The sequence below is a fragment of the Klebsiella sp. JN_Kp126 genome, from assembly GCF_033843325.1.
In the GTDB taxonomy this organism is placed as follows: Bacteria; Pseudomonadota; Gammaproteobacteria; order Enterobacterales; family Enterobacteriaceae; genus Klebsiella; species Klebsiella michiganensis.
In genome coordinates this window covers 1-13058 of the sequence record NZ_JAWXQV010000088.1, presented here as the reverse complement: position 1 = coordinate 13058, position 13058 = coordinate 1, and the positions used below count along the sequence as shown (strand labels likewise).

Genomic DNA, 13058 nt, shown 5'->3' with positions numbered 1-13058 from the left:
CGCCGCTCCCTCTCTCTTCAGCGTGGATGAGCGAAACACGCGCTCTTTTGAATTTTGATCGGCAGGTAGTGATGATAATCATTATCATTTAAAAAGAAAGGTAAATAGTCACATATTTTATAATGCCATAAATGTTATGATATAACATATCAAAAAATGGGTGAGAAATGCAACCCGCGCTGCCCTCATGCCAAAGAGAAGCGACAAAACCACGGGGAGTTGTTCTAATAGCCGGACAGTGCTCTCTTGCAGCAAACTCAGTGAATGTGAACAGGAAACGTCAGGATGAAAACGGTAGAGTTTTTGCTTTACACCCTTAAACCGGGGACCGGGAACGAGTTTCACCGGATAATGAAGGAACAAAGCGCCCCCTGTCATCGCGCCGCCGGAATGGATATCGTCTCCTTCGGCAATTCAGTTGATGACAACGACGCTTATTACCTGATCCGGGCCTATGAGGACCTGACGCATTTAAACGCATCCCAGGCGCACTTCTACAGAAGCCCCGCCTGGCGCGAAGGCCCGCGACAGGCCATTATCGACAGGATCAGCGTCAGCGTAAAAACGGTTATGCTGCTGAGCGACAGCGCGATTGATGGCCTGCGAAACGGTTGACCCTCCAGGGCCGCTGGCGTGGCCCAACAAAAAACGCGCTCTCTTTTGCTGTCGCAGAGATTCTGGGGCCCGGGCAAAACGCGGCTGCCGTGCCTGCCTCCGACGCCACCGTTAGTTCTGATTCAACGACTCAAGAAAGCCCTGGGGCGTCGTGTCGCCCAGCTTTTTTTGCGCCCGTCCCCGGTTCCACAGCGCGCACAGCCGCTGCAGCGTCGCGTCCGGTTCATCCAGCGCCGGAATAACGTCGGCTAATCGTTCGCTGAGCTGTACCGCTCCGCGCTCCGCCATCGCCACCGTCCGGCAAGAGAGATCCGCGCGCGCGGGCTGGAAACCTTTATGAGCATAAATCTCAAGACATTGTATACGCGCCGGACAGGCGTTCAGCGCCTCGGTCAGCCAGCTATCGACCAGCGAGGGAGAGATCCCGCTATAGATGCGGCCAAAGCACCAGCCGCTGATCGGCTCCTGCGCCCAGAGCAGATGATGTTCACCGCCGTCGTCCATCGACAGCGCCAGCTGGCGATAGTGCAGCGTCAGGGTATCCGCGCGCATTCCCGCCTTTAACGCTTTTTTCCCCTGCAGCGCGGCATTTTTCCGTCCTTCATGGGCCGGACGCAGATAGCGGTTTAGCGTGGCGCGGGAAATAGCGATGCCCAGCCCCTCATTCACCATAAACAGCAGTTCGTCCAGCGGGGCGCGCAGCGCATCGCGGAGGGCGTTAATGAGAATCTCCTGCTCTTGTCTCAGTACTTTGTGTATCAAATGCGGCGTGGTGTGGTTATCGGAAATCTGGCTGCGGTTGCGCCAGCGGCGAACCGTAGTAATGGAAATCCCCAGTTCCTGCGCCAGTTCCCGGTCGCTTTTCGTCGATTCCTGAAGATATTTACGCGTTCTGGGGGTGGTGGTGGCATTAGCGTGCAGCTTAATTTCCATACGATCCTCTACAGGAAATATAACTAATCATATGAGATATATATTATTGCAGAGAATACAATGTGAACCGCTTCACCTTTCAGCCCACCGCTTTCTCTCATAATCCGCCATAGATAACACACACAGCCCTGTCGATCTTGTACGGAGTTCACAATGAACAATGTTCTGGGATTTCTTGAAGCCAAACTGATGCCTCTGGCGGCGAAAACCGCCCAGCAGCGTCACCTCGGCGCTATTCGCGGCGCCTACGTTTCATTCATGCCTTTTATTATTGTCGGTTCCATTCTGCTGGTGATCTCGTCGTTCCCCAATCAGAGCTACCAGCAGTTTATGGCCAGCACCTTCGGCGCGAGCTGGAGCGCAATTATCGAAATCCCGTTCAACGCGGTATTTTCCACAATGTCGCTGTTTATCAGCTTCCTGGTGGCCTACCGTCTGGCGGAGCACTACGGCGATGACCGCATCTCCTGCGGCATCCTCTCGCTGGTGGGGTTTCTGATCCTCACGCCGTTCATTAAGGTCGCAGAAAACGGCGGCATCACGGTGATCCCCGTGGAGTGGATCGGCACCAAAGGTTTATTCGTCGCCATGATCGGTTCGCTGCTGTGGACCGAACTCTTCTGCTGGCTAAAACGCAAAAAGCTGGTGATTAAGATGCCGGACGGCGTTCCGCCCGCCGTGCAGGAGTCTTTCGCCGCGCTGATCCCGGCGCTGCTGGTGATGATTCTGATCCTGGCGATTCGCATCGGGTTTGCGCACACGCACTACGCCACCATCCACCAGTTTATTTATGAGGTCGTCGCCTCGCCGGTACGCCATTACGGTACCTCCTATTTCGGCGCGCTGATGACCGTTTTCAGCATTACCATTCTGTGGTCGGTCGGCATTAACTCCGGTTCGATGATCAACGGCATCATTCGTCCGCTGTGGATGGAAAATCAGACCGACAACATCGCCGCTATCCAGGCCGGCGTCACCCCGCCGCACATTATCACCGAGCAGTTCTTCGATATGATCTGGATGGGCGGCGCGGGCGCAACGCTATCGCTGGTGATAGCGATGCTGATTTTCGCCCGCAGCAAAAATATGCGCGAAGTTGCCCGCCTCGGCGCCGGCGCCTCCATTTTTAATATCAATGAGCCTATCCTCTTCGGCCTGCCGGTGATCATGAACCCGATTATGCTGATTCCATTTAACCTCGTGCCGCTGGTGCTGGTCACGGTGCAGTACGCGGCGATGAAGATCGGCGCGGTGGCCGTCACCACCGGCGTCTTTATCCCCTGGACGCTGCCGCCGGTGATCAGCGGTTTTATCGTCACCGGGCATCTTAGCGGCAGCGTGATGCAGATCCTCAATTTGCTGATTGGCGCCATGCTGTACCTGCCCTTCATGCGCATCGTCGATAAGCAGTATCGCGCGGCGGAAGTCACCGCCAGTGCTGAAACGGACAACACGCTTGCAAAACAGGAGTAAACCAATGTGGGGAATGATTGCCACCTGGCGAATGGCGCTGGAAGGCGTAACCGAAGCCGCGGCGGCGCTGGCATCCGGCGCTGATACCGCCAGCGCCGTGGTCAATGCGGTGGCGGCGGTAGAAGATTTTCCGCTGTACAAATCGGTGGGCTACGGCGGCCTGCCGACGGAAAACGGCGAGGTCGAACTGGATGCCGCCTTTATGCATGGCGATACCCTGGCCTTCGGCGCGGTGGGTAATCTGGTGGATATTGCCAACCCGGTGAAAGTCGCCCACGCCCTGAGCCGCCAGCGCTACAACAGTCTGCTGGTCGGCCAGGGCGCCAGAGAGTGGGCCATAAGCCAGGGATTCGCCGCCAAAGCGATGCTGACCGAACGCGCGATGCAGCATTACCGGAAGCGCTGTCGCGAAACGCTGGATAAAGGTCTCAGTCCTTACGACGGCCACGATACCGTGGGCATTATTGGCCTTGATAAACAGGGTTCCATGAGCGTTGCCACCTCCACCAGCGGCCTGTTTATGAAAAAGCGCGGACGGCTGGGCGATTCGCCGATTATCGGCTCCGGTTTCTACTGCGATAGCGAGACCGGCGCCGCCACGGCGACCGGCGTCGGTGAAGATCTGATGAAAGGCTGCACCAGCTACGAAATCGTCCGGCGAATGGCCCAGGGAATGACGCCGCAGCAGGCGGCGGACTCGGTGGTCTGCGAGCTGGAAGACAAACTGATGTCGCGCTTTGGCCGCGCGGGCGACCTTTCGGTGGTGTGCATGAACCGGCGCGGCGAATTCGGCGCCGCCACCAACATCAAAACCTTCTCCTTTGTCGTCGCCAGCGCGACGCAGCCGCTCACCGTGTTCTGCGCCGAGCGCGTTCGGGAGAAAACCCATTACCGGCCGGTGGACGACGAATGGATGCAGGCCTATGCCGCACGCATTCGCGCCCCCATCGAGGAGTAAGCCATGCTGGATTATCGTCTGATTAATCAACTGGATAGCGACTGCACCGGCGCGCATCTGGTGACCTGGCCCGGCAGTACGCTGCTGGCCCAGGCCCCGCTCAATGCCGTTCCCCTGCTCGCGGAAATGGTGGAACAGGCCGCCCGCGGCGAGGTGGCGGATACCCGCTTCGGCTGCTCCCCCTTCGCCCGCATCACCCTCATTCCGCCACCGCTGTGGAGGGATACGCTGAACGATGGCCTGGCCGAGGCGCTGCGGCCGCTATGCAAAAAGCCGGTGAGCGAAACGCTTATCCTCGACGCTTCGCTGGAAGAGAGCAGCGGCGCGTTAACCAAAGCGCTGCGCGAACTGTTTAACCTCGACTGGCAGCTTGATGATTTGGGCCTGCATCAGGTGAAAGCCGCCAGGCCACGCCTGCGCCAGCTCGCCCTCTACGCCTTACCCGAACAGCGGTCGGCGCTGGACACCCTCGCCCATCGTCAACGGGCCACGGCGCACGGCATGCTCGCCGCGCGGCGGCTGGCGGATCTGCCTGCGGAGCAGTGTACCCCGCAGTACGTGGTGGAAGAAGCCCGGCGTCTGTGCGCGGATATCCCCACGCTGCGCTGCGAAGTTCTGGATGAAAAAGCGATCGTCGAACAAGGGCTCGGCCTGCTGCATGCGGTGGGTAAAGGCGCTGAACGCCCGCCGCGCCTGCTGGCGATTCATTATGATGGCGTCAGCGAGGGCCCGGTTCGCTGCTACGTCGGTAAAGGCGTCACCTTTGATACCGGCGGACTGTGGCTCAAGGAAGGCGCCGGGATGTACACCATGAAGTACGATATGTGCGGCGCGGCCAACGTCCTTGGCCTGATGCTGAGCATCGCCGAGCTGGCGCTACCGGTGCGGGTAATGGGCGTACTGGCGCTGGCGGAAAACGCGATTGGCCCCGCCGCCATGCAGCCGGGCAGCGTCGCCCGGGCCTGTAATGGCCTGACGGTAGAGATCAATAATACCGACGCTGAAGGCCGCCTGGTGCTTTCCGATGCCATTGCCTGGGCGAGCCAGCGACATCCGCAGGCGCACTATATTATTGATATTGCGACCCTTACCGGCGCGGTGGTTAAGGCGCTGGGTTACGATTTGAGCGGCTTGATGACGCAAAGCGACGCGCTGCGGGCGGGGTTAACCCGGGCAGGAATAAAAAGCGGGGATGAGGTCTGGTCGCTGCCGCTGGATAGCAGGCAGAAGAAGCAGACCGAAAGCGCAATCGCCGACCTGTGCAATACGCCCGGCAATAATGCGGCCATCAGCGCCTCCGCCGCCTGGCTTTTGCACCATTTTTGCCCGCCGGAGATCCCCTGGGCCCATCTCGACGTCAGCGGCACGGCGCTGTGGCGCGAAGGCGGTAAAAGCGTCGCTTCCGGCCGGCCGATTCCGCTACTGATTCAGCATCTGCTCGACGATATCGACGAGAGTTAACACCCTCCCCGGAGGCGATGCTGCGCATCTGTCCGGGCTACGGGTTACCAGCAATCTGCGGCCCGGTAGCCCGGCTAAGCGCAGCGCAAGCCGGGAAGAAGCCACAGCAATACCCCGTCACGGCATATTCCCCGGGTTGCGGCGTAAACGCCTTACCCGGGCTACGGGTTACCGACAATCTGCGGCCCGGTAGCCCGGCTAAGCGCAGCGCGAGCCGGGAAGAAGCCGCAACAATGCCACGTCACGGCATATTCCCCGGGTTGCGGCGTAAACGCCTTACCCGGGCTACGGGTTAACAGCAATCTGCGGCCCTGTAGCCCGGTAGCCCTACTCCTCACTCACGACTGGCTTAACTCTTACCGCAAACAGCACTATCACCATGGCGCTGACCAGCAGCACGCCGCTGCCGACAAAAACGCCGCTCGCGCCGTTGAGATCGAATACCGCACCGCCGCCAGCCGCACCGGCGCTAATCGCCAGCTGAATAGACGCCACCAGCAGGCCGCCCGCGCTTTCAGCTTCATCCGGCACCGTAGTGGCAAGCCAGGTCGACCAGCCCACCGGCACCAGACCAAAAGCAAAGCCCCACATCGCCACCAGCAGACCGTCCAGCAGCGCGACGTGACCGAACGTTACCATCATCAGCGCCAGCACGCTCATTGCCAGCGGCACCAGCGCCAGCGTCAGGCGCAGGCTTCGGGCTAACAGATGTCCGGCAATCGAGGTGCCGATAAAGTTCGCTACCCCAAAACCGAGCAGGATCAGAGAAACCCCTTCGACGCTGGCCTGCGCCACGGTTTCGAGGAACGGACGCAGATAGGTAAAGAAGGCGAAGTGGCCGCTGAAAATCAGGATTGTCGCGAGCATGCCGCCAATCATACCTGGCCGACGCAGCACCTTAAACAGGGTAGCGAAGCTGCCGACGCTCTCCGGACGCATGGAAGGCAGAACCCACAGCTGCCAGAGCAGCGCAACCACGCTCGGCAGCGCACAGATAAGAAATACGTTGCGCCAGCCGATCAGCGCGCCGAAATAGCTGCCCAGCGGCGCGGCAACCACCGTCGCGATGGAAACGGCGGAAAAGATAATCGCCAGCGCTTTCGGCACCATCGCCGCCGGAACCAGACGCATGGTGGTCGCGGTCGACATCGACCAGAAGCCGCCGATGGCAATCCCCAGCAGCAGGCGTCCAAGCAGCAAAAACTCCAGCGAACCGGCGAAGGCCACCATCATGCTGGAGATAATTTGCAAAACGGAGAAGAACATCAGCACCCAGCGGCGGTCAATATTTCGCGTCGCGGTGGTGATCAGCAGCCCGGTAACTAACGCCACCAGCGCCGTCGCGGTGACCGCCTGCCCCGCCATGCCTTCGCTAACGCCCAGGCTTGCCGCCATCGGCGTCAACAAACTGGCAGGAAGAAACTCGGCGACAATCAGGCCAAACACCCCCAGCGCCAGCGCATAGACGGCGCGCCACGCGGGCCTGGCGTTGGCCTGGCTCTCTTCAGCTGCAATGCAGGAACTCATAAACATCTCTCCAGAACAATTAACATTTCGTTAAGATTAGGCGGTTCTGTTCGGACGATCTATGATGCATACTCCTTGATTATTGATAATTCGTCCGGGAATGATGTTATGACTCAGCACGCCCTCGATCTCACCAGCGAACTTCTGCGCGGCATGCGCCTTTCCGGCGTCAACTACCGCCGCATCGAAACCTCCCGCCCTTTTGGCGTCGAATTCGGCTTCGTACCCGGTAAAGCGCAGTTCCACTTTATCAGCCGGGGACCGGTACTGCTGCGCATGGTCAGCGGCCAGCGCCTGATGCTGCAGAGCGGCGATGCGCTGTTTATTCCGAACGGCGATGGTCACGTGCTGCTCTCCGATGACCAGGCAACGGTGATTAACGTGTCCAGACTGCCCAGCGAACCGGTTTGCGGCTCGGTAAGCTGCGTCAAAAACGCCTGCGACGACGCGAAAAGCGACAGCGCTATTATCTTCAGCGCCTGTATGGACTTTGAGCTGGGCGGTATGCAGCCGCTGGTCAAAGCGATGCCCGAAGTGATGCTGGTCAGCAGCCTGCTGACCAGCCGTCCGGAGATCCCGCCGATGCTGGCGGCCATGGAACGCGAAAGCCTCACTCGACAGGCGGGCTACGCCGGCATTCTGGCGCGGCTGGCCGATGTGGTCGCCGCGCTGATTGTCCGCGGCTGGGTGGAGTGTGGCTGCGGCAACGCCACCGGCTGGGTACAGGTGCTGCGCGATCCTAAGCTGGCTAAAGCCATTTACGTTATGCATCAGCAGCCGGGCATTAACTGGAAAGTCGAGGATCTGGCCCGCGAGGCGGGAATTTCGCGTTCGGTATTTGCTGAACGCTTCCTCTCCGCCACCGGCACCACGCCCGCCCGCTATCTCACCGAGCTGCGTATGCGCCTCGCGGTGCAGTACATTTCCCATGAGGGTCAGGCGCTGGAAAAAGTGGCCTTCAGGCTGGGGTACAGTTCTCATGCCGCCTTCAGCCGCGCCTTTAAACGCATTATCGGAAAGGCGCCGGGCGCGCTGCGCGATCTGTCGCGGGAAGAAGGATTTTAGCACTGTCCCAGTTCACGGGTGCGCCTGACCGCCGCCAGTACGCTGCGCTGAAGCCCAGCGGCAAAATCGCTGTTGTTCAGCTCATACAGACCGTGGATCCCGACGCCCGCCGGGGAGTTGTTGATATCCAGAAGCTGGCGCGGATGCTTTTGGCTTTGGCGCAGCATCTCGACCGCGCCGAGCAGGTTTTCCAGCACCACCTCCGTTGCCTGGGGCCGCGGCAGCCCCGCCAGTACGCCGGCATCGGTAAGGGACTCAATAAAGTAGTAAATATAGTTAGGGCCCGCGACGCCAAAGCCGGTAAAGATATCGATCAACCGCTCAGGCAGATACAGCACTTTGCCAAAGCCGCGCAGAAACGGCTCGATCTCAGCCGCGCTGGCGTGGGGGTTTAAGGTCACGCCGCTATAGCCAAATCCGGTATCGGTCAGGGTATTGGGGATCGCCCTGGCAATCGGCGTTGCCGCACCAAACAGGGAGGCCAGCTTTTCCAGGGTCACCCCCGCGATCAGAGAAACCACCGTCGTCGAGCCGTTTAGCTGCGGGCGCACGCGGTTCGCCACCCCCGCCAGATCGTCCTGCGGACGGATCCCCAGCACCAGCAAAGCGGCTTCGTTTACGCCACCGTCGCCCGACAGCCGATAACGGGCGCGCAGAGCCTCGACTCGCGCGCTGTCGATATCCTCCAGCGAGATCGCGTCCGCCCGCAGCGCACCGTGGCTTAATGACGCGCGAATAATCGCCTCCGCCATCTGTCCGGCGCCAAAAAAATGTACCCTGGTCATGAGTCTTACTCCTTATTCAAAAAGATATTCGCCGTTGCCAACGCGAAAGCGTCGGCCTTTGAGCGCCGGGTCAGCAACGCGAAACACCAGTTCAGTCAGTTGGTTCGCCGCGCCCTGGCGGAAAAGAAACTCTCGACCGCCCACCGCCAGCCCCTGCTCGCCTTGCGGGGCAAAGCCAAACAGCAGCTGCCAGCGGTCGCGCACCGCCTGAGGATGCTGTACCGTGAAAACCGCGCGCTGCAGTTCAATCTCCCCCAGAGGATGCGGCGCAGCGAGACCCTGTGCCTGCAGGCGGCTCAACCGGGCGTCATCCTCTTCCCCCCATTGCAGAATAAAGGGATAGACCAGGCCGTCAAAATCGCCGTCAATGGTGAAGATCCGCCAGCGGATAACGTTGCCCTGCGGATCGTCGCGCTGGCCGTTGACGATCGGCGAAACCCGCAGGCCCTGCTCGTGCAACTCCGCATGCGTGCGCTCAATATCGTCGCTACGCAGCGCCACCCGATACAGCGCTTCATTATCCGGCAGCAGCCGCGACGCATCCCGGCAGAGTAAAAACGTCTCCGCGGCGGAAAGCAGCTCTGCATCATCGTCAATCGCCAGAAATTCGATATAGGTCAGGCCGAAATAGCTCAGCGCATTCCTGGTCCCCCAGCCCGGGTGGCGCCCACCGGCCACCGCGTTGAGCTTTTGCCCGCTCAGCGCCTGAATCGCCGCTTCCGGCTGATTAACAAACTGGACCGCGTGGTCCCACGTTAAGGTTGCCATTCGCCCTCCCGCTCCTCTGCCTGATAAAAACGCAGCCGACAGGCGGCATCGCCGCGAGCCAGCGCGGTCTGCACCTCTAAATGCAGCCCCGGAAACGCGTCGGTTAGCGCACGATCGCCTTCCATGCAGATATCGCACAGCGTCTCAATTTCGCTGGCGCCTCGCCCCTGCTGCCGCCAGCAGTTGACATAGGGACAGTAGTGAAACAGGACGATAAATTCGGCCCGGCTGGCGCTAACGGGCTCCATCTCATAAACCTGAGATTCCAGACCGCGGGTAAACAGCCCGGCAAACTCCTGCAAATCTTTTCGATCGCGCATTTGCGCGCGCAGCTTATGTCCGATATCGCGGCCATAGTGGCGTATTGCTTCACGGACAGAATCATCCGCGATATGGCGTTGTCGGCTTTCGTCCAACAGGTAACCAATCGTTGCCGCGCGTTTTTCAGTAATGGCGCGCAGGGCCAGGGTCACCTCATCGTTTAAGGTGGCGGCGTTATGCGCCGGTTCCGAGCTTATTTGCGTCATGCGCTTATTCCCAGTCGGTATTCACTTTCACGTCGCTGGCGCCCGGCAGGGCATACACATCTTCGGCGTACCATTTCCGCGAGAGCTCAGCGAGCGTGCCGTCCTTTTTCAGGGCAACCAGCTGCGCGTCAATCGCTTTGATTAGCTGCGGATCGGTATTTTTTTTATACAAATAGACGTTAGGAAACAGGCCGACGGAATCCGACGCTTTCAGATTAAGATTTAGCGCCTTATTTAACGCCAGCAGCGCGCCAATGGGGTAAATCGCCGCATCGTACTCCCCGGAGGCTACCGCTTTAAAGATATCGGCGGCGGACTGCTCGCCGTTGGGCTGCAGGTTAATTTGTTGGCCTGGATGTTTTTTATTGTAGTTTTCAATCACCGTATAACGGGCGTCGGAGGTATGAATCGGCACCAGCTTTTTCTTCCCGCTGGCGAGATCGCCGAGATTATGTATATCGTTCTCATCGTTACGCACAATCAGGCGCAAATCGCTGATCCCTGTCGGCTCGCCGGAGTGGTCGTATTTTTCCGCCCGCTCTTTGGTGAGATAAAAGTGATCCGCCGCGAGGGTATAGGCGCCGGTCGATAGGCCGACGATCATCGCATCGCGCGAGACCGCATTAAAATGAAACGTATAGTCGGTTAAACGCTGGTCCAGCACCTTTAACAGGTCGCCATCGTAACCGGTAATATTGTTGTTATCGTCAACAAAGCTAAAGGGAAAACCGTTAGCATTGACGACAACCTCAACCGTTTTCGCGTTTGCGCTTTTTTCAACAGCCTGCGCGGCGTTCATTCCCATTGCCAACGCCAGCGCACTCACCAGTAAAATTTTATTTTTCAAAATACCTTCCCCAAAATGATAACCGTGGAACACTCTTTTCTGCGTTTCCTTGCCAGCGGGCGCTCAGAAACCTTTCTGCACTGCGCAATGCTCTGGCAATCGCCAGGCACAGCACGATATAAATCACCAGCACGACGCAGTAGGCTTCGACAAAATGAAACCCGCGCGCGGCGGCGATATTGGCTTTCGCCATCAGATCAACAACGGTGATGGTGTAAACCAGCGAGGTGTCTTTAATCAGATCGATCAGCACGCTGGTAAAGTTCGGCAGCGCGGATACCGCCGCCTGTGGAAAAATAATGCGTCGGAACTGCGTGAATCCGCTTAGCCCGATTGACCATGCGGCCTCGCGCTGCCCCTTATCAACCGCATTCCATCCCGCGCGAAAGGTTTCGGCGAAATAAGCGCTGAAGATCAGCGACAGCGCGGTGACCGCCGCCGCCAGCGGCGAGAGTTTATAGCGGTACATCGTGTCCTGCGGGCCGCCGAACAGCCCGGCGGCAATCCACGGCCAGACGTAAAAAAAGAAATACAGCATCACCAGGACCGGGACCGAACGGCCAAAGGAGAGGAATACCCTCGCCAGCCATTGAACGCCGGGTACCTGACGAATAATCGCCCACGCCAGCGCTGCGCCCAGCAAAGTGGAAAACAGTAAGGATAATAACGTTATCGTCAGGGTGACCGGCAGCGCGCTTAAAATAAACGTAAAATTGTCGCGAATGAACGCCAGGCTAAACATGTTAATTTATCACTCCAGCAGGAACTGATATTTCTTTTCAATACGAGTGGTAAAATAGAGAATAATACTATTCAGCACCCAGTAGACGATAATGACGCTAATAAATGCCGCGACTTGTTTAGCCCCGTAGCTATTTTGCGAAATCTTTTGTGCCCGCCCAAAAATATCCACAATACCAATAATATTGACCAGCGAGGTCATTTTCACGAGATTAATTAAAAGATTGCCAAAGACGGGAATAGCAATAATAAGCCCCTGGGGGAAAATAATCCGCCATATTCCCTGATGCCAGGGAATATTCAGGCTGATAATGGCCTCTTTCTGGCCGCTATCCACCGCGCGCCACGCTGAACGCATCATTTCTGCAAAGTAGGGACTGATGCTGACCGAAATAGACAGCACCGCAAAGGTGGTATCGCTAATCCACAGCGGCGGCAGCGCCAGCGCGGTCAAAATTAATTTGCCGCCGAAGAAAAACAGCAGGATCAGCAGCGCCAGAGGCGCGCCGCGCAGAATGTCGGTATACCCATTTGCCGCCGCGCTGAGCGGCCTAAAGCGGCTAAACTGCAGCAGCACAATCAGCAGCGCGATCGTTAAACCAAGCAGCAGCGACGCCAGCGTTATACCGAGGGTCACGGGTAAATTTTCCAGCAGCTTCGGCACTATTCCGGCGATATCCTGCCAGCTAAACAGCGGGTTATTGTTCATCATCAGCCTCAGGCATGATAGTGCAGTTGCGCAAGAAACGCCCGGGTTCGGCCCTGCTGCGCCGCGCCAAATATCTGTTCCGCCGGGCCCTGTTCAACGATTTCGCCGTTTTCCATAAATACCACCCGGGAAGCGACCTGACGGGCGAACGCCATTTCGTGGGTCACGATGATCATCGTCTGGCCCGCGGCGGCAATGGTCTGAATAAGCTCCAGCACTTCACCGACTTTTTCCGGATCCAGGGCTGAGGTCGGTTCATCCAGCAGCAGAACGGCGGGGTTAATGGCCAGCGCCCGCGCAATACCGATACGCTGCTTTTGGCCGCCGGAGAGACTGTGCGGATAGTGGTCTTTTTTATGCAGCAACCCCACCTGCTTTAAGAGTCGTTCAGCAATAGCCAGCGCCTCCTGCCGCGGGCGCTTTTTAGCGTATATCAGCCCTTCGGTAATATTTTGCAGTGCGGTGAGGTTATGAAAAAGATTCCACGATTGAAAAACCATAGCGGTTTTTGACCGTAGTTTTTCAATCTCCTTTTTTCCCGCTTTTGCGCAATCCAGCGCCACATCATCTATTCTTATTTGCCCGCTATCGGCACTGAGGGATCCCCATAAAACAGTGCTAATAAACCAGCACCATACTTCGGTAGGCT

Annotated in this window: 14 protein-coding genes; 5 read left to right on the top strand and 9 right to left on the bottom strand. The window is 58.2% G+C overall.

Going from position 1 to position 13058, the window contains the following annotated elements:
- Positions 1 to 285 precede the first annotated feature (285 nt).
- The gene (locus SIK97_RS22975) at positions 286 to 615 is read left to right on the top strand and encodes an NIPSNAP family protein (RefSeq protein WP_049102975.1); all 330 of its coding nucleotides are present in this window, start codon (positions 286 to 288) and stop codon (positions 613 to 615) included.
- Between the two features lie 111 nt (positions 616 to 726).
- Here the strand turns inward: SIK97_RS22975 and SIK97_RS22970 are convergent, their stop codons facing one another.
- Positions 727 to 1548: a hypothetical protein gene (locus SIK97_RS22970; RefSeq protein ID WP_057173801.1), complete on the bottom strand. Its 822-nt coding sequence runs from the start codon at positions 1546 to 1548 to the stop codon at positions 727 to 729.
- Positions 1549 to 1701: 153 nt separating this feature from the next.
- Here SIK97_RS22970 and celB point away from each other — a divergent pair, with 153 nt between their 5' ends.
- The 3 genes from celB to SIK97_RS22955 are packed head-to-tail and all read left to right on the top strand — an operon-like array spanning position 1702 to position 5440.
- Positions 1702 to 3021: a PTS cellobiose transporter subunit IIC gene (celB, locus tag SIK97_RS22965; RefSeq protein ID WP_047723780.1), complete on the top strand. Its 1320-nt coding sequence runs from the start codon at positions 1702 to 1704 to the stop codon at positions 3019 to 3021.
- Between the two features lie 4 nt (positions 3022 to 3025).
- Positions 3026 to 3979 carry a N(4)-(beta-N-acetylglucosaminyl)-L-asparaginase gene (locus SIK97_RS22960; RefSeq protein WP_009652191.1) on the top strand — a complete coding sequence of 318 codons (954 nt, stop codon included), beginning with the start codon at positions 3026 to 3028 and terminating at the stop codon, positions 3977 to 3979.
- 3 nt (positions 3980 to 3982) lie between these two features.
- Positions 3983 to 5440, top strand: a complete 1458-nt coding sequence (locus SIK97_RS22955) for a leucyl aminopeptidase family protein (RefSeq protein WP_057173799.1) — start codon at positions 3983 to 3985, stop codon at positions 5438 to 5440.
- A 327-nt stretch (positions 5441 to 5767) separates the two neighbouring features.
- Here SIK97_RS22955 and SIK97_RS22950 read toward each other — a convergent pair whose 3' ends face one another.
- The gene (locus tag SIK97_RS22950; RefSeq protein WP_014838552.1) at positions 5768 to 6967 is read right to left on the bottom strand and encodes an MFS transporter; all 1200 of its coding nucleotides are present in this window, start codon (positions 6965 to 6967) and stop codon (positions 5768 to 5770) included.
- A 108-nt stretch (positions 6968 to 7075) separates the two neighbouring features.
- Here SIK97_RS22950 and SIK97_RS22945 point away from each other — a divergent pair, with 108 nt between their 5' ends.
- The gene (locus SIK97_RS22945; RefSeq protein WP_047723778.1) at positions 7076 to 8032 is read left to right on the top strand and encodes an AraC family transcriptional regulator; all 957 of its coding nucleotides are present in this window, start codon (positions 7076 to 7078) and stop codon (positions 8030 to 8032) included.
- Here SIK97_RS22945 and SIK97_RS22940 read toward each other — a convergent pair.
- The 7 genes from SIK97_RS22940 to SIK97_RS22910 form a co-directional block, all read right to left on the bottom strand.
- Positions 8029 to 8817 (bottom strand): pyrroline-5-carboxylate reductase family protein, encoded by a 789-nt coding sequence (locus SIK97_RS22940; protein WP_032749054.1) that lies wholly within the window; start codon positions 8815 to 8817, stop codon positions 8029 to 8031. The two genes, SIK97_RS22945 and SIK97_RS22940, sit on opposite strands and share 4 nt — an antisense overlap.
- Before the next feature lie 12 nt (positions 8818 to 8829).
- Positions 8830 to 9585, bottom strand: a complete 756-nt coding sequence (locus SIK97_RS22935) for a VOC family protein (RefSeq protein WP_057173797.1) — start codon at positions 9583 to 9585, stop codon at positions 8830 to 8832.
- On the bottom strand, positions 9573 to 10112 hold the full coding sequence (locus tag SIK97_RS22930; protein ID WP_032694933.1) for an L-2-amino-thiazoline-4-carboxylic acid hydrolase: 540 nt from the start codon (positions 10110 to 10112) through the stop codon (positions 9573 to 9575). The genes SIK97_RS22935 and SIK97_RS22930 overlap by 13 nt, the downstream gene beginning before the upstream one ends.
- Before the next feature lie 4 nt (positions 10113 to 10116).
- Positions 10117 to 10959 (bottom strand): transporter substrate-binding domain-containing protein, encoded by an 843-nt coding sequence (locus SIK97_RS22925; protein ID WP_014229459.1) that lies wholly within the window; start codon positions 10957 to 10959, stop codon positions 10117 to 10119.
- The gene (locus SIK97_RS22920; RefSeq protein WP_025105727.1) at positions 10949 to 11701 is read right to left on the bottom strand and encodes an amino acid ABC transporter permease; all 753 of its coding nucleotides are present in this window, start codon (positions 11699 to 11701) and stop codon (positions 10949 to 10951) included. Before SIK97_RS22920 ends, SIK97_RS22925 begins: the two co-directional genes overlap by 11 nt.
- 9 nt (positions 11702 to 11710) lie before the next feature.
- Positions 11711 to 12409, bottom strand: coding sequence for an ABC transporter permease subunit (locus tag SIK97_RS22915; protein ID WP_057173796.1), 699 nt, complete (start codon positions 12407 to 12409; stop codon positions 11711 to 11713).
- An 8-nt stretch (positions 12410 to 12417) separates the two neighbouring features.
- The coding region (locus tag SIK97_RS22910) for an amino acid ABC transporter ATP-binding protein (protein WP_319610974.1) at positions 12418 to 13058 on the bottom strand (641 nt) is incomplete at its 5' end.

What these genes read in the sequence shown, in the direction of transcription:
- SIK97_RS22975 (WP_049102975.1), top strand. Translation starts at nt 286, where the DNA reads ATGAAAACGGTAGAGTTTTTGCTTTACACCCTTAAACCGGGGACCGGG.
- SIK97_RS22970 (WP_057173801.1), bottom strand. Translation starts at nt 1,548, where the DNA reads ATGGAAATTAAGCTGCACGCTAATGCCACCACCACCCCCAGAACGCGT.
- celB (WP_047723780.1), top strand. Translation starts at nt 1,702, where the DNA reads ATGAACAATGTTCTGGGATTTCTTGAAGCCAAACTGATGCCTCTGGCG.
- SIK97_RS22960 (WP_009652191.1), top strand. Translation starts at nt 3,026, where the DNA reads ATGTGGGGAATGATTGCCACCTGGCGAATGGCGCTGGAAGGCGTAACC.
- SIK97_RS22955 (WP_057173799.1), top strand. Translation starts at nt 3,983, where the DNA reads ATGCTGGATTATCGTCTGATTAATCAACTGGATAGCGACTGCACCGGC.
- SIK97_RS22950 (WP_014838552.1), bottom strand. Translation starts at nt 6,967, where the DNA reads ATGAGTTCCTGCATTGCAGCTGAAGAGAGCCAGGCCAACGCCAGGCCC.
- SIK97_RS22945 (WP_047723778.1), top strand. Translation starts at nt 7,076, where the DNA reads ATGACTCAGCACGCCCTCGATCTCACCAGCGAACTTCTGCGCGGCATG.
- SIK97_RS22940 (WP_032749054.1), bottom strand. Translation starts at nt 8,817, where the DNA reads ATGACCAGGGTACATTTTTTTGGCGCCGGACAGATGGCGGAGGCGATT.
- SIK97_RS22935 (WP_057173797.1), bottom strand. Translation starts at nt 9,585, where the DNA reads ATGGCAACCTTAACGTGGGACCACGCGGTCCAGTTTGTTAATCAGCCG.
- SIK97_RS22930 (WP_032694933.1), bottom strand. Translation starts at nt 10,112, where the DNA reads ATGACGCAAATAAGCTCGGAACCGGCGCATAACGCCGCCACCTTAAAC.
- SIK97_RS22920 (WP_025105727.1), bottom strand. Translation starts at nt 11,701, where the DNA reads ATGTTTAGCCTGGCGTTCATTCGCGACAATTTTACGTTTATTTTAAGC.
- SIK97_RS22915 (WP_057173796.1), bottom strand. Translation starts at nt 12,409, where the DNA reads ATGAACAATAACCCGCTGTTTAGCTGGCAGGATATCGCCGGAATAGTG.